Origin of the sequence: Vibrio ouci, from assembly GCF_004551525.1 — a bacterium.
Taxonomy (GTDB): domain Bacteria; phylum Pseudomonadota; class Gammaproteobacteria; order Enterobacterales; family Vibrionaceae; genus Vibrio; species Vibrio ouci.
Map to the genome: position 1 here is coordinate 67,996 of NZ_SATR01000011.1, position 20,018 is coordinate 88,013.

General features: G+C 45.4%; 20 protein-coding genes. 7 read left to right on the plus strand and 13 right to left on the minus strand.

The features are described from left to right. On the plus strand, positions 1 to 300 hold the full coding sequence (locus tag ELS82_RS09285; protein WP_134835240.1) for a DUF3301 domain-containing protein: 300 nt from the start codon (positions 1 to 3) through the stop codon (positions 298 to 300). Here ELS82_RS09285 and ELS82_RS09290 read toward each other — a convergent pair. Continuing rightward, on the minus strand, positions 248 to 766 hold the full coding sequence (locus ELS82_RS09290; RefSeq protein WP_134835241.1) for a GNAT family N-acetyltransferase: 519 nt from the start codon (positions 764 to 766) through the stop codon (positions 248 to 250). The two genes, ELS82_RS09285 and ELS82_RS09290, sit on opposite strands and share 53 nt — an antisense overlap. Before the next feature lie 787 nt (positions 767 to 1,553). Between ELS82_RS09290 and ELS82_RS09295 the strand changes: the two genes are divergently transcribed. After that, positions 1,554 to 1,841, plus strand: a complete 288-nt coding sequence (locus ELS82_RS09295; protein WP_134835242.1) for a hypothetical protein — start codon at positions 1,554 to 1,556, stop codon at positions 1,839 to 1,841. A 109-nt stretch (positions 1,842 to 1,950) separates the two neighbouring features. Here ELS82_RS09295 and sucD read toward each other — a convergent pair whose 3' ends face one another. The 8 genes from sucD to sdhC form a co-directional block, all read right to left on the minus strand. Continuing rightward, the gene (sucD, locus tag ELS82_RS09300) at positions 1,951 to 2,823 is read right to left on the minus strand and encodes a succinate--CoA ligase subunit alpha (RefSeq protein WP_134835243.1); all 873 of its coding nucleotides are present in this window, start codon (positions 2,821 to 2,823) and stop codon (positions 1,951 to 1,953) included. Then, the gene (gene sucC / locus ELS82_RS09305) at positions 2,823 to 3,989 is read right to left on the minus strand and encodes an ADP-forming succinate--CoA ligase subunit beta (RefSeq protein WP_134835244.1); all 1,167 of its coding nucleotides are present in this window, start codon (positions 3,987 to 3,989) and stop codon (positions 2,823 to 2,825) included. The genes sucD and sucC overlap by 1 nt, the downstream gene beginning before the upstream one ends. A 206-nt stretch (positions 3,990 to 4,195) precedes the next feature. Next, positions 4,196 to 5,404: a 2-oxoglutarate dehydrogenase complex dihydrolipoyllysine-residue succinyltransferase gene (odhB, locus tag ELS82_RS09310; RefSeq protein ID WP_134835245.1), complete on the minus strand. Its 1,209-nt coding sequence runs from the start codon at positions 5,402 to 5,404 to the stop codon at positions 4,196 to 4,198. Positions 5,405 to 5,432: 28 nt separating this feature from the next. Beyond that, complete coding sequence (sucA, locus tag ELS82_RS09315) at positions 5,433 to 8,258, minus strand: 2-oxoglutarate dehydrogenase E1 component (protein ID WP_134835246.1); 2,826 nt, start codon at positions 8,256 to 8,258, stop codon at positions 5,433 to 5,435. Between the two features lie 93 nt (positions 8,259 to 8,351). After that, entirely contained in the window at positions 8,352 to 9,062 is a 711-nt protein-coding gene (locus ELS82_RS09320) for a succinate dehydrogenase iron-sulfur subunit (RefSeq protein WP_053440530.1), read from the minus strand. Positions 9,063 to 9,080: 18 nt separating this feature from the next. After that, positions 9,081 to 10,847, minus strand: coding sequence for a succinate dehydrogenase flavoprotein subunit (gene sdhA / locus ELS82_RS09325; protein ID WP_134835247.1), 1,767 nt, complete (start codon positions 10,845 to 10,847; stop codon positions 9,081 to 9,083). After that, on the minus strand, positions 10,848 to 11,192 hold the full coding sequence (gene sdhD, locus ELS82_RS09330; RefSeq protein ID WP_134835248.1) for a succinate dehydrogenase, hydrophobic membrane anchor protein: 345 nt from the start codon (positions 11,190 to 11,192) through the stop codon (positions 10,848 to 10,850). Next, positions 11,186 to 11,578, minus strand: coding sequence for a succinate dehydrogenase cytochrome b556 subunit (sdhC, locus tag ELS82_RS09335; protein WP_134835249.1), 393 nt, complete (start codon positions 11,576 to 11,578; stop codon positions 11,186 to 11,188). The genes sdhD and sdhC overlap by 7 nt, the downstream gene beginning before the upstream one ends. A 395-nt stretch (positions 11,579 to 11,973) precedes the next feature. Here sdhC and ELS82_RS09340 point away from each other — a divergent pair, with 395 nt between their 5' ends. Then, positions 11,974 to 13,263, plus strand: coding sequence for a citrate synthase (locus ELS82_RS09340; RefSeq protein ID WP_134835250.1), 1,290 nt, complete (start codon positions 11,974 to 11,976; stop codon positions 13,261 to 13,263). Positions 13,264 to 13,476: 213 nt separating this feature from the next. On the opposite strand, the gene ELS82_RS09345 is transcribed toward ELS82_RS09340, so the two are convergent. Beyond that, on the minus strand, positions 13,477 to 14,235 hold the full coding sequence (locus ELS82_RS09345) for a Nif3-like dinuclear metal center hexameric protein (RefSeq protein ID WP_134835251.1): 759 nt from the start codon (positions 14,233 to 14,235) through the stop codon (positions 13,477 to 13,479). A gap of 122 nt (positions 14,236 to 14,357) precedes the next feature. On the opposite strand from ELS82_RS09345, the gene ELS82_RS09350 reads away from it, so the two are divergent. Continuing rightward, entirely contained in the window at positions 14,358 to 15,107 is a 750-nt protein-coding gene (locus ELS82_RS09350; protein WP_134835252.1) for a DUF1853 family protein, read from the plus strand. A gap of 224 nt (positions 15,108 to 15,331) precedes the next feature. Here ELS82_RS09350 and pgm read toward each other — a convergent pair whose 3' ends face one another. Together pgm and seqA are read right to left on the minus strand one after the other, a co-directional pair. Continuing rightward, positions 15,332 to 16,978 (minus strand): phosphoglucomutase (alpha-D-glucose-1,6-bisphosphate-dependent), encoded by a 1,647-nt coding sequence (gene pgm / locus ELS82_RS09355; protein ID WP_134835253.1) that lies wholly within the window; start codon positions 16,976 to 16,978, stop codon positions 15,332 to 15,334. A 90-nt stretch (positions 16,979 to 17,068) separates the two neighbouring features. Continuing rightward, positions 17,069 to 17,617 carry a replication initiation negative regulator SeqA gene (seqA, locus tag ELS82_RS09360; protein ID WP_053440535.1) on the minus strand — a complete coding sequence of 183 codons (549 nt, stop codon included), beginning with the start codon at positions 17,615 to 17,617 and terminating at the stop codon, positions 17,069 to 17,071. A 92-nt stretch (positions 17,618 to 17,709) separates the two neighbouring features. Here seqA and ELS82_RS09365 point away from each other — a divergent pair, with 92 nt between their 5' ends. The 3 genes from ELS82_RS09365 to fldA all read left to right on the plus strand — a co-directional run bounded on the left by ELS82_RS09365 (position 17,710) and on the right by fldA (position 19,365). Further along, entirely contained in the window at positions 17,710 to 18,474 is a 765-nt protein-coding gene (locus ELS82_RS09365; protein WP_134835254.1) for an alpha/beta fold hydrolase, read from the plus strand. Between the two features lie 93 nt (positions 18,475 to 18,567). Next, the gene (locus ELS82_RS09370) at positions 18,568 to 18,789 is read left to right on the plus strand and encodes a DUF2788 domain-containing protein (protein WP_053440537.1); all 222 of its coding nucleotides are present in this window, start codon (positions 18,568 to 18,570) and stop codon (positions 18,787 to 18,789) included. A 42-nt stretch (positions 18,790 to 18,831) separates the two neighbouring features. Beyond that, entirely contained in the window at positions 18,832 to 19,365 is a 534-nt protein-coding gene (gene fldA / locus ELS82_RS09375) for a flavodoxin FldA (protein WP_004413179.1), read from the plus strand. 118 nt (positions 19,366 to 19,483) lie between these two features. Here the strand turns inward: fldA and ELS82_RS09380 are convergent, their stop codons facing one another. Continuing rightward, a complete protein-coding gene (locus ELS82_RS09380) occupies positions 19,484 to 20,017 on the minus strand; it encodes a hypothetical protein (RefSeq protein WP_134835255.1) in 534 nt (177 codons plus the stop codon). Position 20,018: the final 1 nt, after the last annotated feature.

Below are 20,018 nucleotides of genomic sequence, written 5' to 3' on the forward strand. Positions count from 1 at the left end.
ATGATTCATGACCTCTTTGCTATTTTGGCCCTTGCCGTTGTCTGTCTTCTGTTTTGGCAGCAAAGACGACAGGCGGAAATTGCTAAAAGCATCGCATTACGAAAGTGCAAAGAGCTTGATCTTCAATTGGTGAGCGTCGCTCTCAAACGCCACAAACTAAAAACGCCAGACGGTGTCTGGCGTTGGCATTCTATCTATCAATTTGAATTTTCATCACTGGGTGACGACTGCTACCAAGGTGAGATTATTATGCAAGGTTTCCGACTAGCAAAGGTGGCTCTACCACCGCATCGGATGTAAATAGATACTCATCATAGGGGCCGAAGGTATCGGCTTTATGAGCATTGAGTACAAAACCCAATTTATTTAGAATTCGAATTGAAGGCTCATGGCCTACATTAGCTGTCGCGATGACTTTACTGATGTTTAAGTCGCGCAATGCCTTTGGAAAAAAGGCCTGCAGCACTTCGCTCGCGATTCCTCTTCCCCAGTAATTTTTATCAAAGATATACCCTAGCTCAGGTTCGCCGTCTAGATCGGAAACAAACACGTGACCAATATATTCACGAGTATTGCTGTCTAGTACCGCTCTGGCATAGATATTAGGGTCTGTCAGTACCTGTTCAAATAGTCTCTTAGCAGACGACACCGTGTGCGCCCCATTCATCTGTGCACGATTAATCGCACAGCAGTTGAGAATAAGAAACTCAGATTGTAAAGAGTCGTTATAAGGTACTAATAACGATCGGCGAGTCACAATAGTCATGACACATCCTTGTAAGCAGCAGTTCTTGTCTTATAAAACAAAGCCGAAAATTTATACCAACTGATAGCAACCTTTATTGATCTAGGTTGTTTTTAGCACATTGTTATTAGAGTTATTAGTAAAGGTGGGATCTAAGAAAAACCCCGATACATCAGTATCGGGGTTATAAGTCTTACTCGCAGCAATCCGGCTACAAAAGGTGCTCCATGCATCTTCCTTAATAGCTACTGAATCCTTCAGTATTATCCAACCGTCGCCTTCCTAGCGGTGTCCTCATCATCCTGATAGCTAACATATCCTAGTTAGCGCACATCACTCTATCCTTAAGTGGTGTCCTTGTATCTTCCTGATACTGTCCTAGCCTCTTCCTAGAGGTGTCCATTGTCGTCCATGTCACTCACATCCTGTCAGTGGCTGTTTCCCTACAATGTCCTTTCGCTCCGTGCTTGATTAACTATCCTAGTCAACCAATCTTCTTCCTGAAGATTCCCAATCCTTGGTCTTTCCTGTTCCGTGTCGGTATCCTTCCGACAGGTTCTAATTTACCCGAATTGCCGATAGAGACAATGTCTGTAGCAAATCAAAAATGCGCAACAATATTGAAACAAAACGAATTTGGACTACAAATCAACAAGTTAACAGATTTAAAGGTACTTATCTTGTGTTTAAAACGCTGTTTGTCTCACAACATGTGTGAGAGATCTCGCACAGACTCTGTCACTATTTTCTATTCGCCAATTTCAGACTGACTGGGTATGATTAAATACATAAGCGCAATGGAGGTTTTATGCTTACTCAAGATGTTAGCCAAGAGCTAAAAGATGTCCTTGAACAGTTACACGCAGAAGGAAAAGAGCCGACAGTCGCACTCGTCAAAGCACGTTTGAGTACATCTGTGCCTATGCCGGCTTTGATTACAACCTTGAAGAGTTGGAAAAGCTCGAACCGAGTTCCTAAAGTTGAAGTCGCAGCGAAAAAAGAAGTCGCTGACGCAGATCGAATTGAACAGCTAGAAAAGCAAGTGATGGACCTAACGGCAAGATTGGTTGCGCTTGAGGAAAAGTTAGAGAAATAGAGGTTCCCTACTCTCTCCTTCGTCGCTCTATGGAATGACCAATATTTGGAGAGCAGAAAAACAAAAGGCTTGGCACAATGCCAAGCCTTTCTTATTTGAAGTGGTTAGATTACCAACCCGTTACTTCACGTAGACCTTTACCGATGTCTGCTAGAGACTTCACAGTCTTAACGCCTGCCGCTTCTAGTGCAGCAAACTTGTCTTCCGCCGTGCCTTTACCACCAGAGATGATTGCACCTGCGTGACCCATACGCTTGCCCGGAGGAGCAGTAACACCCGCAATGTAAGAAACCACTGGCTTAGTGACGTTCTCTTTGATGAATGCTGCTGCTTCTTCTTCCGCAGTACCACCGATTTCACCAATCATTACGATTGCTTCTGTTTCAGGGTCTTCTTGGAACAGTTTCAGGATGTCGATGAAGTTCGAACCAGGGATTGGGTCACCACCGATACCTACACAAGTAGACTGGCCGAAACCTTCGTCAGTTGTCTGTTTAACTGCTTCGTACGTTAGTGTACCTGAGCGTGAAACGATACCCACTTTACCTTTCTTGTGGATATGGCCTGGCATGATACCAATCTTACACTCATCAGGAGTGATAACGCCTGGACAGTTAGGACCGATCATGCGAACGCCAGTTTCTTCTAGCTTCACTTTCACGTCGATCATATCTGTTGTTGGGATACCTTCCGTGATAGTCACGATAAGCTCGACACCTGCATCAATCGCTTCAAGGATTGCATCTTTACAGAACGGTGCTGGTACGTAGATAACAGTCGCTGTTGCGCCCGTCGCTTCTACTGCTTCACGTACTGTGTTGAATACAGGTTGGCCTAGGTGAGTTTGACCACCTTTACCAGGAGAAACACCACCAACCATCTGCGTACCGTACGCGATAGCTTGCTCTGAGTGGAAAGTACCTTGACCACCAGTGAAGCCCTGACAGATTACTTTAGTGTCTTTGTTAATTAGTACAGACATTATTTAGCCTCCGCAGCAGCAACAACTTTCTGAGCAGCATCTGTTAGCGACTCAGCAGCAATGATATCAACATCAGAATTAGCAAGAACTTCGCGACCTAGGTCAGCGTTAGTACCTTCTAGACGAACAACAACAGGAACCGTTACGCCTACTTCTTTAACCGCACCGATAATACCTTCTGCGATCATGTCACAACGAACGATACCACCGAAGATGTTTACTAGAACTGCTTTTACATTGTCATCAGAAAGGATGATCTTGAATGCTTCAGCAACACGTTCTTTCGTTGCGCCGCCACCAACGTCTAGGAAGTTAGCAGGTTTGCCGCCATGTAGGTTAACGATATCCATCGTACCCATTGCTAGGCCTGCACCGTTAACCATACAGCCAACGTTGCCATCAAGTGCTACGTAGTTCAGTTCCCACTGAGCTGCGTGTGCTTCACGCTCATCTTCCTGTGAAGGATCGTGCATTTCACGAAGCTTAGGCTGACGGTAAAGTGCGTTTGAGTCGATGTTGATCTTACCGTCTAGACAAAGCAGGTTGCCTTCGCCAGTAATAACAAGAGGGTTGATCTCTAGTAGAGCTAAGTCGTACTGAGCGAACATCTCGCCAAGACCCATGAAGATCTTAACGAATTGTTTGATTTGGTCACCTGCAAGACCTAGCTTAAACGCTAGCTCGCGACCTTGATAAGCTTGAGGGCCAACTAATGGATCGATTGCCGCTTTATGAATCAACTCTGGAGTTTCTTCTGCGATTTTCTCGATATCCACGCCGCCTTCTGTAGAAGCCATGAATACAATTTTACGACTAGCGCGGTCTACAACAGCACCTAGGTAAAGTTCATTTGCGATGTTTGACGCTTCTTCAACTAGGATTTTTGTTACAGGCTGACCGTTTGCATCTGTTTGGTACGTTACTAGGTTTTTACCTAGCCACTTTTGGGCAAACTCTTTAACGCCATCTTTCGTGTCGTGTAGCTCAACGCCACCCGCTTTACCACGTCCACCCGCGTGAACCTGACACTTTACAACTTTCTTCTCAGTTGTAATGCGACCTGCAGCTTCAAAAGCTTCTTGTGGTGTATCACAAGCGAAGCCTTCCGGTACAGGCAAACCGAATTCTGCAAACAGCTGTTTGGCTTGGTATTCATGCAAATTCATTTTGATATTCCGTTTATTTTCCCTTGAGGGATTATTATTTCCATAACGTCGCTATGCTGCGTACGTCTGTAGGGTCTTCTCAAATCAATCATTGTCTATTTCAACAACAAACAATGACTCAAGTGAAGGCCAGACAGTTGAGCAAGTCTAGCCCTTGAAACTATCGAACGTCTAGCTACCCACGGCAACTAGACGTTTTAGCGATATTAAACGTCTAATAGCAGACGTGCTGGATCTTCTAGTAGCTCTTTAATCGTTACTAGGAAACCCACTGACTCACGGCCATCGATTAGACGGTGGTCGTAAGACAGTGCTAGATACATCATAGGTAGGATTTCTACCTTGCCATCTACTGCCATCGGGCGCTCTTGGATCTTATGCATACCAAGAATTGCTGATTGTGGCGGGTTGATGATTGGCGTAGACATCAGTGAACCAAATACACCACCGTTAGTGATAGTGAAGTTACCACCCATTAGCTCATCAACAGTTAGCTTGCCGTCACGGCCTTTGATTGCTAGCTCTTTGATGCCCTTTTCTACGTCAGCAAAACCTAGTGTGTCACAGTCTTTCAGTACTGGTGTTACTAGACCACGTGGCGTAGATACCGCCATACTGATGTCGAAGTAGTTGTGGTAAACAATGTCTTCACCGTCAATCGATGCATTCACTTCTGGGTAACGTTTTAGAGCTTCAGTTACTGCTTTCACGTAGAAAGACATAAAGCCTAAACGGATACCGTGACGCTCTTCGAACTGGTCTTTGTACTGCTTACGAAGATCCATGATTGGCTTCATGTTCACTTCGTTAAACGTCGTTAGCATTGCCGTGTTGTTCTTCGCTTCAAGAAGACGGTTTGCAACAGTCTTACGTAGGCGAGTCATTGGTACACGCTTCTGGCTACGAGCCGCTGCTGGCGCTTCCACTGCTGCTGGAGCTTCTGCTTTCGGTGCTGCTTTCGCATTAGCTAGGTGCGCATCGATGTCTTCACGAGTAATACGACCGCCAACACCAGTACCTTTCACTTGGCCAGCTTCTAGGCCGTGCTCAGCAAGTAGACGACGAACTGCTGGGCTTAGTGCATCGTTGTTCTCTTCTGTAAGCGCCGCTTTGTGACGCTTATCAGGTGACGCTTCTGATGCTTCAGTTGTGTCAGTCGTTGGCTCACCCGCTACTGCGCCTGGCTTAAGCTTAGCGATAAGCTGTTTAGAAAGTACCGTAGCACCTTCTTCTTCAATAATTGCTTCTAGAACACCCGCTTCAGGAGCTGGTACTTCTAAAACTACTTTGTCAGTTTCGATATCAACCAGTACTTCGTCACGCTCAACTGCGTCACCCGGTTGTTTGTGCCAAGTTGCTACTGTAGCGTCTGCAACAGATTCAGGTAAATCTGGAACCAGAATTTCAATTGTCATATCTGTTTCTTCCTTTAACTTCTAGTTCTTAATCCGAAGTTTTTGTATTCACGTTAAGCGCGTCTTCAACCAGCGCTTTTTGTTGTTTCAAGTGTACTGACATATAACCTACAGCTGGTGATGCTGATGCTGGGCGGCCAGCATATTTAAGATCAGCACCCGCTGGGATTGCAGCACGGAAGTTGTGTTGGCTACAGTACCAAGCACCTTGGTTTTGAGGCTCTTCTTGACACCAAACGAAGTCTTCAACATTGATGTATTGTTCGATTGCCGCTTTCACTTCATCCTGTGGGAATGGGTATAGCTGCTCAATACGGACAATAGCCACATCGTCTTGTTCATTATTTCGACGCTGCTCTAGCAAGTCGAAGTAAACTTTACCCGAACAGAAGACGACACGTTTCACCTTAGCTGCATCTAGGTTGTCGATCTCTGGAATCGCTGGTTGGAATGTCCCTTCCGACAGGTCTTCTAATGTAGAAGTACATAACGGATGACGAAGTAGCGACTTCGGTGACATAACAATGAGAGGTCGACGCATTGGGCGAACAACTTGGCGGCGAATCATGTGGTAAACCTGCGCCGGAGTTGAAGGCACAACAACCTGCATGTTTTGCTCTGCACAAAGTTGTAGGTAACGCTCTAGGCGAGCTGATGAGTGCTCAGGGCCTTGACCTTCATAACCGTGAGGAAGCAACATCGTTAGGCCACATAGACGAGCCCACTTTTGTTCACCTGACGAGATAAATTGGTCAATAACAACTTGTGCACCGTTAGCAAAGTCACCAAACTGCGCTTCCCAAAGGGTCAAGCCGCTAGGCTCAGCAGTTGCGTACCCATATTCAAAGGCCAATACCGCTTCTTCAGAAAGCACCGAGTCAAAGACTTGGAACGGACCTTGTTTATCATGGATATTTGCTAGCGGAACAAACGTACTCGCATCGGTCTGGTTGTGTAGAACTGAGTGACGGTGGAAGAAAGTACCACGACCAGAATCCTGACCAGAGATACGAATACGCTTACCATCATCAACAAGCGTGGCATACGCCAACGTTTCTGCCATACCCCAGTCAACCGCTTTCTCGCCGCTGATCATCGCTTTACGATCGTTGTAAAGCTTGTTCACTCGGCTTTGTAGCTTGTGGCTATCAGGGTAAGTACATAGACGCTGACCAAGCTCAATTAAGCGCTCAGTATCAAATTTATTGTCCCACTCAACATCCCAGTCATGACCTAGGTATGGAGACCAGTCAACTGAGTGTAGAGCCATTGGACGCCACTCTTTAACTACAACTTCACCGTGATCTAAAGCATCACGATATTCGTTGACCAGTTGCGTCGCAGTATCAATACCAAGCACGTCTTTCTCCATCAGCACGTCAGCGTATAGCTTACGTGGTGTTGGGTGCTTCTTGATTTTCTGATACATCAACGGTTGAGTCGCGTTCGGCTCATCGGCTTCGTTGTGACCATGACGGCGGTAACAAACCAAATCGATCACAACATCGCGTTTAAATTCATTACGGTAATCAAGTGCGATACGAGTAACAAAAGCAACCGCTTCTGGGTCATCCGCATTCACGTGGAAGATTGGCGCCTGCACCATCTTAGCGATATCAGTACAGTACATGGTTGAACGCGTATCGGTAGGGTTAGAGGTAGTGAAACCAACTTGGTTATTCACAACAATTCGAACCGTACCACCAACTTGGAAACCGCGCGCCTGAGACATGTTAAACGTCTCAGCAACCACACCTTGACCTGCAATTGCAGAGTCACCGTGAATAGTAATAGGAAGAACCGTGCTGCCAGTCTTATCGCCTAAGCGGTCTTGACGTGCACGTACCGAACCAATAACTACTGGGTTTACGATCTCAAGGTGAGATGGGTTAAATGCTAGCGCTAGGTGGACATCACCGCCTGGCGTTGCGAAATCTGCAGAGAAACCTTGGTGATACTTAACATCACCCGTGCCCCACGTTTCGTCATGCTTACCAGCAAATTCATCAAATAGGTCTTGTGGTTTCTTACCTAACACGTTTACCAACATGTTTAGACGACCACGGTGAGCCATACCAATAACCACTTCACGCATGCCACTTGCACCCGCATGACGAATCAATTCTTTCGTCATTGGGATAAGAGCATCACCACCTTCTAGTGAGAATCGCTTAGCACCTGGGAATTTTGCACCTAGGTAGCGTTCTAGACCTTCAGCTGCTGTCAGCTCGTCTAGGAACATGTGCTTTTCATCATTAGAGAAAGAAGGTTGACCAATGACTGACTCTAAACGTTGCTGGATCCAACGTTTTTGTTCTGTGTCTATCATGTGCATGTATTCTGCACCAATAGAACCACAGTACGTTTTCTTAAGAGCTGAGTAGATATCTTTCAACTGCATCGTCTCTTGGCCAATGGCAAAAGAACCAACGTTGAAGGTTTCTTCTAGGTCATCTTCGGTAAGATTGTGGAATGCGGGTTCTAGCTCCGCCACAGGTGGACGTTGCCATAAACCAAGAGGGTCAAGCTGTGCCGCTTCGTGTCCACGGAATCGGTAAGCATTGATTAATTGGAGTACTTTAACTTGTTTAGCGTCGACATCTGGATCACTAACCTGGACACTATAATGCTTTGTTTCTTGAGCGAGTCGTCGGAAGTAGTCACGGACACGCGAATGTGGTTGTTCTACCACTTCTTCTGTCGGCTTAGGCAAGCCTTCAAATACGCGTTTCCACTCCTCACTTACCAGATCGGGATCACTTAGATACAGTTCGTAGAGGTCCTCTACATACGTTGCATTGGCGCCAGCCAAGTGTGAAGACTCGAGCCACGCCTTCATCACGCCGTTGTGCATATTTTCCCTTAACCAGTAGTTTTCACGTTTGCTTCGGTCTTACGCCGAGCTATTAAGAGCCGACCCAAATTAGGCCGGCAATTTTTTGTTTCATTAGACAGAGCGGTTAACCAACATCGTCTTGATGTGACCAATCGCTTTCGTCGGATTTAATCCCTTAGGACAAACACTTACACAATTCATGATGCCATGGCAACGGAAAACGCTAAATGCATCATCAAGATTTGATAGACGTTCATCTGTTGCCGTATCTCGGCTATCAATTAACCAACGGTAAGCAGCCAATAGACCTGCAGGACCAATAAACTTATCTGGGTTCCACCAGAAAGATGGGCATGAAGTTGTACAACATGCACACATGATACATTCGTACAGACCATCAAGATGAGCACGCTCATCAGGCGTTTGCAGGTTCTCACGTGATGGCGGTAGAGCACCGTCATCAATCAAGAAAGGCTTAACTTTCGAATAGTTATCGTAGAACTGTGTCATGTCAACAATAAGATCTCGAACAACAGGCAAACCTGGTAATGGACGAATCACAATCTTATCTGCTTTTAATGCAGAGAGCGGTGTGATACATGCTAGACCATTTTTACCATTCATGTTCAGACCGTCTGAACCACATACACCTTCACGGCAAGAGCGACGGAACGAGATGCTTGGATCTTGCTCTTTTAGCAGAATCAGTGCATCAAGCAACATCATGTCAGAGCCTTCTTCCACTTCAAGCGTGTAGTCTTTCATGTAAGGCTTTTGATCGACATCCGGATTGTAGCGGTACAAAGAGAAATTCAGTTTCATAATCTTATCCTCCTTTCCTTAGTACGTACGTGCTTTCGGTGGGAACGCATCACGGTGAATAGGTTCCATGTTTACATCACGCTTCGCCATTGCTTCCGTTTCTGGGTTGTAGACTGAGTGACATAGCCACTGAGCATCATCACGGTCAGGGAAGTCAAAACGAGCATGTGCACCACGACTTTCTGTACGGTAGTTTGCCGCTACAGCTGTTGCGTATGCTGTTTCCATCAGGTTTTCTAGTTCTAGACACTCAATACGTTGAGTGTTGAACTCTGTTGATTTATCAGCAAGGTGTGCGTTCTTCAGACGCTCACGGATAACTTTAAGCTCTTCAAGACCTTTAGCCATTGCATCACCTTCACGGAATACCGAGAAGTTGTTTTGCATACATTGTTGTAGGTCTTTACGAATCTGTGCTGGATCTTCGCCTTCAGTGCTGTTTTCCCAACGGTTGTAACGCTCTAGAGAGCGCTCAATGTCTGCTTCAGTTGCAGGTGTAGCCTCAGCTTGCTTCGCTAGGGTTTCACCTAGGTGCAGACCTGTTGCACGGCCAAATACCACTAAGTCTAGTAGTGAGTTACCACCAAGACGGTTAGCGCCGTGTACTGATACAGAGGCAATTTCACCACAAGCGAATAGGCCTTGAACTTCAACATCAGCGCCGCTTTCATCTTGCTTGATTGCCTGACCAGAAACCTGAGTCGGTACACCACCCATCATGTAGTGACAGGTTGGGATTACTGGGATTGGCTCTTTAACTGGATCAACGTGAGCGAATGTACGAGACAATTCACAAACGCCAGGTAGACGTGACTCAAGAGTCTCTTTACCTAGGTGATCCAGTTTCAGTTTAATGTGTGGACCCCAAGGACCATCGCAACCACGACCTTCACGGATTTCGATCATCATTGAACGAGCAACAACGTCACGACCAGCAAGGTCTTTCGCGTTAGGTGCGTAACGCTCCATAAAGCGCTCGCCATCTTTGTTAAGAAGGTAACCACCTTCACCACGACAGCCTTCTGTTACAAGAACACCTGCGCCAGCGATACCCGTTGGGTGGAACTGCCACATTTCCATGTCTTGCATTGGAACGCCTGCACGTAGCGCCATACCAACACCATCACCGGTGTTGATGTGAGCATTCGTTGTCGATGCGTAGATACGACCAGCACCACCCGTAGCTAGGATGGTTGCTTTTGATTTGAAGTAACAAACCTCGCCAGTTTCCATACACAGCGCAGTACAACCTAGAACAACACCATCTTCGTTCTTCACAAGATCAAGTGCATACCACTCAGAGAATACGGTTGTTTTGTGCTTGATGTTTTGTTGGTAAAGCGTGTGTAGAAGTGCGTGACCAGTACGGTCTGCAGCCGCTGCTGTACGCGCCGCCTGCTCACCACCAAAGTTCTTTGACTGACCGCCAAATGGACGTTGGTAGATAGTACCGTTGTCGAAACGTGAGAAAGGTAGACCCATTTTCTCAAGTTCAATGACTGACTCAGGACCATTCTTACACATGTATTCGATAGCATCTTGGTCGCCGATGTAGTCAGAACCTTTAACGGTATCGTACATGTGCTGTTCCCAATGGTCTTCATGCGCGTTACCTAACGCAACAGTGATACCACCCTGTGCTGATACAGTGTGAGAACGGGTAGGAAATACTTTAGAAAGCAAAGCACATGATAGGCCTTGCTCAGAGATTTGTAGCGCAGCACGCATGCCTGCACCACCAGCGCCGATTACTACGGCATCAAATTCGCGAACTGGAATAGACACTTACGCACCCCACAAAATAAATAGACCAGAGAAGAAGTAACTAAACAGTACCGCAATAATCGCTAACTGTAGGCCGCCACGAAGCTTAGCGCATTTAATGTAGTCAGTAAGAACCTGCCACAAGCCAATCCACGCATGGATTAGAACTGAAACCAACGCTAACATCGTGAACACTTTAGTGAACGTGCCACCAAAGAACTGAGTCCAAGATACGTAAGAGATATCTGTGAAAGCACAGAAGCTAACCAGATAGATAGTATAAAGTGTCATGATGATCGCAGTAGCACGAATCAATAGGAAATCGTGTACACCATTACGACCAAAAGATGAAATATGTTTTACCACACCATGATCCCCGCTAGTAGTGACAGGACGGCTGTCGCTGCGAATGCAACCTTAGCGCTCATTGCACCAGATTCCAGCTCTTCAAAATGACCTAAGTCCATCAGAAGGTGACGGATACCACCGGCAATGTGGTAGGCCAATGCCGTTAGAATTCCCCACAAGATAAACTTCACGAAGAAGCCATCAACAATGTCGACTGCTTGTGCGTAACCTACAGGAGAGGATAAGGAAATGGATAGTAACCAAAGTAGGATCCCGACCGCGACAAACGTAATCACACCGGAAACACGGTGTAGAATAGATGCGATTGCAGTGATCGGAAAGTGAATGGTCTGTAAATCTAAATTAACAGGTCTTGACTTTCTTTCTTTCACGGGCTTGCTCACTCAGCTCCATTGAGCATTTATAGTTATAAACGAATTTTGGTTGCAAACCCGCAAAAGTTAACATTCATTTAACAACTAACCCCATCAAACGACCGAGTATTTTGTGAAAAATTTGTTAACAACAAGAATTGAAACTTCACCTCACATTTGTTTCAAGCCTTGAATTTATAAGGTTTCCACCAAAATTGACTGCGCCACTATACGGCTGGCAACATTCTAATACAATTGATGTAACAATTTTTGCTACACAGCCCAGATTTTTAACGTTTTGCATTCAAAAAATCCCAACAAGTGCACACATCAGAGGAGAAAAATTGACTTTGATAACGAAGACACGTACAAAAATGTCACACAAACATCCTGGACGGATAAAATAATAAACAAAGGAGATTGTTATGGCGGATAAGAAAGCTACCCTTCATGTTGAAGGTCAAGCGCCTATCGAGCTGCCAATTATGGAAGGTGCCCTTGGCACACCTGTAATTGATGTTCGTAAACTGGGAGCAAATGGATTTTTCACTTTTGACCCTGGTTTTCTTGCCACTGCATCTTGTGAATCTCAAATCACCTATATCGACGGCGGCAAAGGGATTCTTTTGCACCGCGGTTACCCAATTGATCAGCTAGCAAATAATGCTGATTACTTAGAAGTATGTTACATCCTTCTTTATGGTGAAGCCCCAACACGTGAACAATACGAGCAATTCAAGACAACTGTTACTCGTCACACTATGGTACATGAGCAAATTGCGAGCTTCTTCCACGGCTTCCGTCGTGACGCTCACCCAATGGCGGTCATGTGTGGTGTGGTTGGTGCACTTGCTGCGTTCTACCACGATTCATTAGATATTAACAACGACGAACACCGCGAAATCGCGGCATACCGACTACTGTCGAAAATGCCAACACTTGCGGCTATGTGTTACAAGTACTCTATCGGCCAGCCGTTCATTTACCCACGTAATGACCTAAGCTACGCTGAGAACTACCTACACATGATGTTCGCTAACCCATGTGAAGAGTACGAAGTTAACCCTGTCGTTGCTCGCGCAATGGATAAAATCTTTACACTGCACGCAGACCACGAACAAAACGCTTCAACGTCTACGGTACGTCTATCTGGTTCATCGGGTGCTAACCCATTCGCATGTATCGCAGCAGGTATCGCATCTCTATGGGGTCCAGCTCACGGCGGCGCAAACGAAGCCTGTCTGAAGATGCTTGAAGAGATCGGCAGTGTAGAAAACATTCCTGAGTACGTTGCACGTGCGAAGGATAAAGATGACCCGTTCCGCCTAATGGGCTTCGGTCACCGCGTTTACAAGAACTACGACCCACGTGCTACAGTTATGCGTGAAACGTGTCACGAAGTGCTTAAAGAGCTTAATATCAAAGATCCACTGCTGGATGTGGCAATGGAACTTGAGCGTATTGCTCTATCAGACGAATACTTTGTATCGAAGAAGCTATACCCGAACGTAGACTTCTACTCAGGTATCATTCTGAAAGCGATCGGCATTCCTGTATCGATGTTCACCGTTATCTTTGCAATCTCTCGTACTATCGGTTGGATTGCACACTGGAACGAGATGCACAGCGATCCACTAAACCGTATCGGTCGTCCTCGCCAGCTATACACTGGTGAAGTACAGCGTGAATTCTCTCCTCTACATGAGCGTGAATAATAGCTGACTAGCAAAATTAAAGGGCTGATGTGCGAACATTAGCCCTTTTTTATTAGATTAGTTGTCATCCTAAAGAACGAGGCACGAGTGAGTTGGGGATCTCTCACCGCAAGCAGAAATCCTTTAGAGATTCCCTACTCGCTCCTGCGTCACTCTATGGAATGACGACACCTTCTCACAAAACGAAATGCTCTGTAGGACAACGTCTGTTCGTTAAACCGGATTATCAATATCGATAAACTCGACATCCAAACCGTGTTCTTTCGCCAACCACTCACCTAACGCTTTAATTCCGTAACGCTCGGTCGCGTGATGGCCTGCTGCAAAGTAATGGATATCTTGCTCACGCGCTGAGTAAGTCGTACGCTCCGAGATCTCACCAGAGATAAAAGCATCTAGGCCATTTTGCGCCGCTAGCTCGATATAATCTTGACCGCCGCCAGTACACCAACCGGCCGTTTCAATCATCTTCTCAGCGTTATCTGGCGTAATATGCAGAGGCTCACGCATAAGAACTTGGTTAATCTTGCTAGCGAATTCAGCGCCTGTCATCGGCGTTTTAAGTCGACCATACATCGCCACAGATTGCGGGTGACCTTCAAGGCCGCCTTCAACGTCTATTTCTAACAAGCGCGCCAGTTCCGCGTTGTTGCCAAGTTCAGGATGAATATCTAACGGAAGGTGGTAACCCAATAAGTTAACGTCGTTCTTAATCAGTGTGCGGATACGCTTGCCTTTCATGCCGCGAATTGGCTCCGGTTCACCTTTCCAAAAATAGCCATGATGAACTAAAAGCGCATCAGCATTGAGCTCAACTGCTTTATCAATTAATGCCTGCGAAGCCGTCACGCCAGTTACGACCTTTTTAATCTGCTCTTTACCTTCAACCTGCAAACCGTTGGGTGCATAGTCTTTGATTAGCTGTGGAGAGAGCTTCTCGTTGAGGATTTTTTCTAATTGTAAGTTGTTCATGACAGCTTCCATCTAATTGCTAACATTACGCTTTGTCTTAGTGAGCAAAGTGTATTCGAACCATAGCAACCTTACCAGCACCTAGCTACAATAGTGACGTTTGAGCATATATAGGTTTAAGGATGAACGCTTTACAACGTTTTTATCACTGGGTACATCAAACTCCATCGCTATTTGAGCTGACGTCGCCGTTTGTCGATGTCACAGCGCTGACTATCACTCCTTTAAAGCAAGATGATTATCAGGGAAACCCGCGACTAGGTTTCATCTACCAGCACCTGTGCACCGAGCTAATCAGCAATAGTGAAAAGTATTCGCTGCTCGAAGAAGAGATTCAAATTAATAATGCATCAGGGCAAACCTTAGGGGCGATTGATCTGATACTGCAAAATCTTGAGTCGCAAAGGGATGAACACTGGGAAGTCGCGATTAAATTCTATCTATTACATCAAGGCGTTTGGTACGGGCCTAATGCCCATGATCAGCTAGATAAAAAACTCGCTAGGATGCTCTCTCATCAATTGAAAATGAGCACTTCCAATGAATTCCTTGAGCAATACCCTCAATACTCTGATCTCTCTGAGCATCTATTAATCCAAGGGCGTCTTTATATCAATCCTTTCTCGCCAGAGACAATTCCAAAAGAGTGCCTAGGACTTAAGATAAACTCCAGCCAAATCACTGGCTATTGGTGCTACCAGAGTCAGTGGGAGCAGATTGGCGAGCCGCTCTATGAACTCGAAAAACCGCTTTGGGCTATCGGTTTAGAAGAGTTCAATAACCCTATAGACAAACCCAACGGCAGATTTGTTCATGCCCAGACCAAAGGAGGTCAATTCTGGTTTGTCGTACCTGATAATTGGCCAAACTAATTAACACGCAGTCCGGCAAATCGTGCTTCGTCATCCTCAAGAGTGAGGCACGAGCGAGTTGGGGATCTCTTTAAGTATGTCGGCAATTATATGAGATTCCCTACTCCCTCATTCTTCGGTCTATGGAATGACAAGGGTGATCCTAACAGTGAAGCTCGCCGCAAAGGCTAATAAAAAAGGGCTGACAATTTGTCAGCCCTTAATACAACCGTTAATCGCCTAAATTACAGGCCTGCGTTAGCAAATACCTGATTTACGATCTCTTGCGCTTCTGCTTCGATCTGCTTTAAGTGCTCGGCACCTTTAAAGCTCTCACAGTAGATTTTGTAGATATCTTCAGTACCCGATGGACGTGCAGCAAACCAGCCATTTTCAGTGGTCACTTTAAGACCACCAATCGCCGCACCATTACCTGGAGCATGAGTCAGGCGAGCCGTAATTGCATCACCCGCTAAGGTTTCTGCCGTTACCATTTCAGCAGAAAGTTTAGATAACACTGCTTTTTGAGGACCATTCGCCACGGCTTGAATACGGTTGTATTCAGACGCGCCGTGTTTGGCCGCTAGCTCTTCGTAGTACTCTTGTGGGTTCTTGCCGGTTACTGCAGTAATTTCAGCGGCTAGCAGACATAAGATGATGCCATCTTTGTCAGTTGACCAAGGCGTACCGTCTTTGCGTAGGAATGAAGCGCCCGCAGACTCTTCACCACCAAAGCCGAATTTACCTTGATAAAGACCATCAACAAACCATTTGAAGCCAACTGGCACTTCACAAAGTTCGCGACCAAGGTCCGCGACAACACGGTCAATCAGCGCACTTGATACCAGCGTCTTACCAACAGCAACTTCTTTACCCCAACCTTCGCGGTGACGGTATAGATAATCAATACATACTGCTAAGAAGTGGTTAGGATTCATTAAACCTTTTGGCGTCACGATACCATGACGGTCGTAATCTGGGTCATTACCAAACGCTAGGTCATATTCATCTTTTAGTGCGAGCAAACCTGCCATCGCGTAAGGAGATGAACAGTCCATACGAACCACACCATCTTTATCCAGTGACATGAACTGGAACGATGGGTCGATCGCTTCACTCACTAGCGTAAGATCAAGGTTGTACGCTTGACCAATTTGACGCCAATAATCGATACCGCTACCACCGAGTGGATCTACACCCAGTTTAAGGTTGGCTTTTTGGATCGCTTCCATATCGATAACATTTACTAGGTCATCAATGTATGGCTTTACAAGATCAATCTGCTTGAATAACTCTGATGCTTTCGCCTGATCAAGAGGCATGCGTTTTACGCCCTGAAGACCTTCAGCGATGAGTACGTTAGCGCGATCTTGAATCGCTTGAGTGAGTTCACCTTCCGCAGGACCACCGTGTGTCGGGTTATATTTAATACCGCCGTCTTGTGGTGGGTTGTGCGATGGTGTGATAACAATGCCATCCGCTTTGTCATCGCGCTTAAGGTTGTGCGTCAAAATAGCGTGTGAAACACCCGGAGTCGGAGTATAACCATTGTCTTGCTGAACAATCACTTCTACACCGTTGGCAATGAGAACTTCCACAACGGTCGAGAACGCTGGCTCAGACAACGCATGAGTATCTTTACCAACAAAAAGTGGACCTGTAGTGCCCTTCTCAGCACGAACTTCAGCGACCGCTTGAGCGATAGCCAAAATGTGGTGTTCATTAAATGTTGATTTATCAGCAGTACCGCGGTGACCAGACGTACCGAATTCAACTTTGTGGTCTGGATTTTTTGGGTCAGGCTGAAGGAGGAAGTAGTTCGCGACGAGGGCTGGAATATTATGCAGGTCTTGCTGTTGAGCTTTTTGTCCCGCTCGTGGGTGCATAGCCATTTTGACATCCTTTCTTAAAATAATGAGAAATAAAAAAACCTCATAATACGTTATCTAAGCCGCGCATTATGAGGTTCTAATCAGAATTATTTAAATTGAGTTAGTGACCTTCTCAATCAGATCTGATGGGAAATTCATTCGCGCCATCAGTTGGTCAACCATCTGCCTTTTTCGACTAGTGTTGTTATTGGTAATCACCCAGAATGGTGAACCCGGAATAGCCTTTGGCTTAGTTGTATTACCGTTAGCCAGAAGTGTCTGCTCATTATCAGCAAAGTAAACGCGCTTGCGACCTTTTACTTGTGTTGCTTCAGAGAAATCACTCGGGTTAATGTGATGCAGTGTTGATAGAACCAACATAAAACGATCGATCGCTTTTTTAAGGCCGGCAAATTCGTCAGAAATAAGCAGTGAGCGCATTTCTTTCACACTATCTACAGACTCTTCTTTAATTGCATCTTTACTAACCACCACACCTTTTGGTTGCGCCATAACCTGCGGCTGTTGTGCTGCTGGAGCAGGATCTTTCGCATCTGTCATTAAAAGACGACGCAGAATGTCCGAAGCACTTTCACCGATGTCCTGGGTCTGACTTGCGATGTAACGGTATAGATCCTCATCAACCTCAATTGTTTTCATTCGCTTTTCACAATCTCTATGTTTAAACTCTGGGGGATTATAGCGAGATCTTTAAAGAGACTCTACGGTTTACCTGTAACGAATAGAATAAAATGTCACATCTGCTCAACTACAAAGTCGAAGGTGAGGGTCACACCATTGTTCTGATCCACGGATTGTTTGGAAACTTAGATAACCTAGGTCTACTTGCACGGGATCTAAGACAAGATCATCAGGTGGTTAGCATCGACCTCCGCAACCATGGCTTATCTATACATACTGATGAGCACAACTACGCGCTAATGGCTCAAGATGTGCTTGATGTAGTGCAGCACTTGGAGCTGTCCAACTACATTGTCGTTGGTCACTCTATGGGTGGTAAAGTAGCAATGAAACTCGCCGACATTGATAGAGGCAATATTGCCAAGCTATTGGTGCTTGATATGGCGCCAGTAAAATATAGCCAAAGTCGTCATGATAATGTGTTTGATGGCCTAAAAGCGGTTGAAGCGCAGCAACCAGTAAACAGAAAGCAAGCACTCGACATCCTTGCCCAGCATATTGAGCTTGAAGGAGTAAGACAGTTTCTTGGCAAATCATTGTTTAACAATGGCGAACACCTAGCGTGGCGCTTTAACGTGACGAGCCTTTGGAACAACTATTGGGATATTTTAGGCTGGGAGCCAATCACCCCAATTGACACTCCAACGTTGTTTCTAAAAGGTGGCGATTCTGATTATTTAACCGCCGAGCACCAAGCCGCCGTTCAAAGTCAATTTAGCAATGCTAAAGCGCATGTGATCGCCAATACCGGTCACTGGCTACATGCAGAGAAGCCTGCTGAGGTTCTGCGCGCAATTCGCAAATTCATTGCCTAAAACAGAATGAGAGATCTGTTACGCTCTGGCCGTTAACTTTATCTGTTAACAGTGGTATAGTTCCGCGCAAGTAATTTGGCATAAAGGGAACCCATGCTTTACGACTACATGAACATGCTCGAGTCAATTGGTCTCGATCTACTTTTTGCGTCTATCTTTTTCTTAATTGGTATGGCGATAAAAGATGTCTTAAAAGCGGGTAATGTCCCCCCTTTCGGTCGTCGCATTGTATGGTTAGTCCTATTCCTTGGCTGTGCTGGTTTTATTGCTAAAGGCATTATTCAGCTCAGTTGGGAAGGTGGTGGTCTCGGCTAATGAGTCGACACTACAACAGAAAATAGTAAAGGTAACGAATCTATGGCAAGTGTAGGCATCTTCTTTGGTAGCGACACAGGTAACACTGAAGCTGTTGCAAAGATGATTCAAAAGCAACTAGGTAAACAACTAGTTCACGTTCAAGACATCGCAAAAAGCAGCAAAGAAGACATCGACAACTTCGATCTTCTGCTTCTAGGTATCCCAACGTGGTACTACGGTGAAGCACAATGTGACTGGGATGATTTCTTCCCAGAACTTGAGCAGATCGATTTCTCAACTAAGCTAGTCGCTATCTTCGGTTGTGGTGACCAAGAAGATTACGCAGAATACTTCTGTGATGCGATGGGCACAGTTCGTGACATCGTTGAAGCGAAAGGTGGCACTATCCTTGGCCACACTTCAACTGACGGCTACGAATTTGAAGCGTCGAAAGGTCTTGTTGAAGGCGACGACAGCCTATTTGTTGGTCTGTGTATTGATGAAGATCGTCAACCAGAACTAACTGAAGAGCGCGTTAACAACTGGTGTAAGCAAATCCACGAAGAGATGTGCTTAGCTGAGCTAGAAGACTAATACCTTCTTCCAAGCCAATTTAAAAACCTCCCAATGGGTAAGACGTTCATGAAATGAGGATCTAACTTTCATGAACGAAACCTAAAAAAGCACCAATTTTAATTGGTGCTTTTTCATTTCAGGATTTATTTTGCTCCAATTTACAATATGTTGAGACTACATCGCGCATGTTTGCTGGCTGACCCCGCATATTTTGTATCACACACTCCAAAAACTTCTTCCTTGTGTAAACTTTCTGTTCTTTCGCATGTTGTTCGTCTTCGAGATTGGTAATTTCTTGCGCTATCGCTTTCTGTACCACATTTGGTTGCTCATCATTTAAGTACATTGCTGATAACGCTGAATTTAACTTACCTGATTGAAACTGGACTAACGTACTCTGGTATGTAGCCTGATTCTCATAGGCTATATCGGATAGATAAGTTGCTAAAACTGACATTAGGACATCAACTTTCCTTGTGTCACTCCACTCTTTACCCTTTGGAGCTTCATCAATTTCAAGGAAGATGGGCTTTACAGCAACTCTGTTTTCATCAGTCACTAACTCTGTATAAGGCATGTTCTGAAAAAACTGTCGATTCCAAAATCTGTCGTCGCTAGCAAAAGCATTTATCGAGAGCAGGATGGATAAAAACATAATACTAAGCTTCATT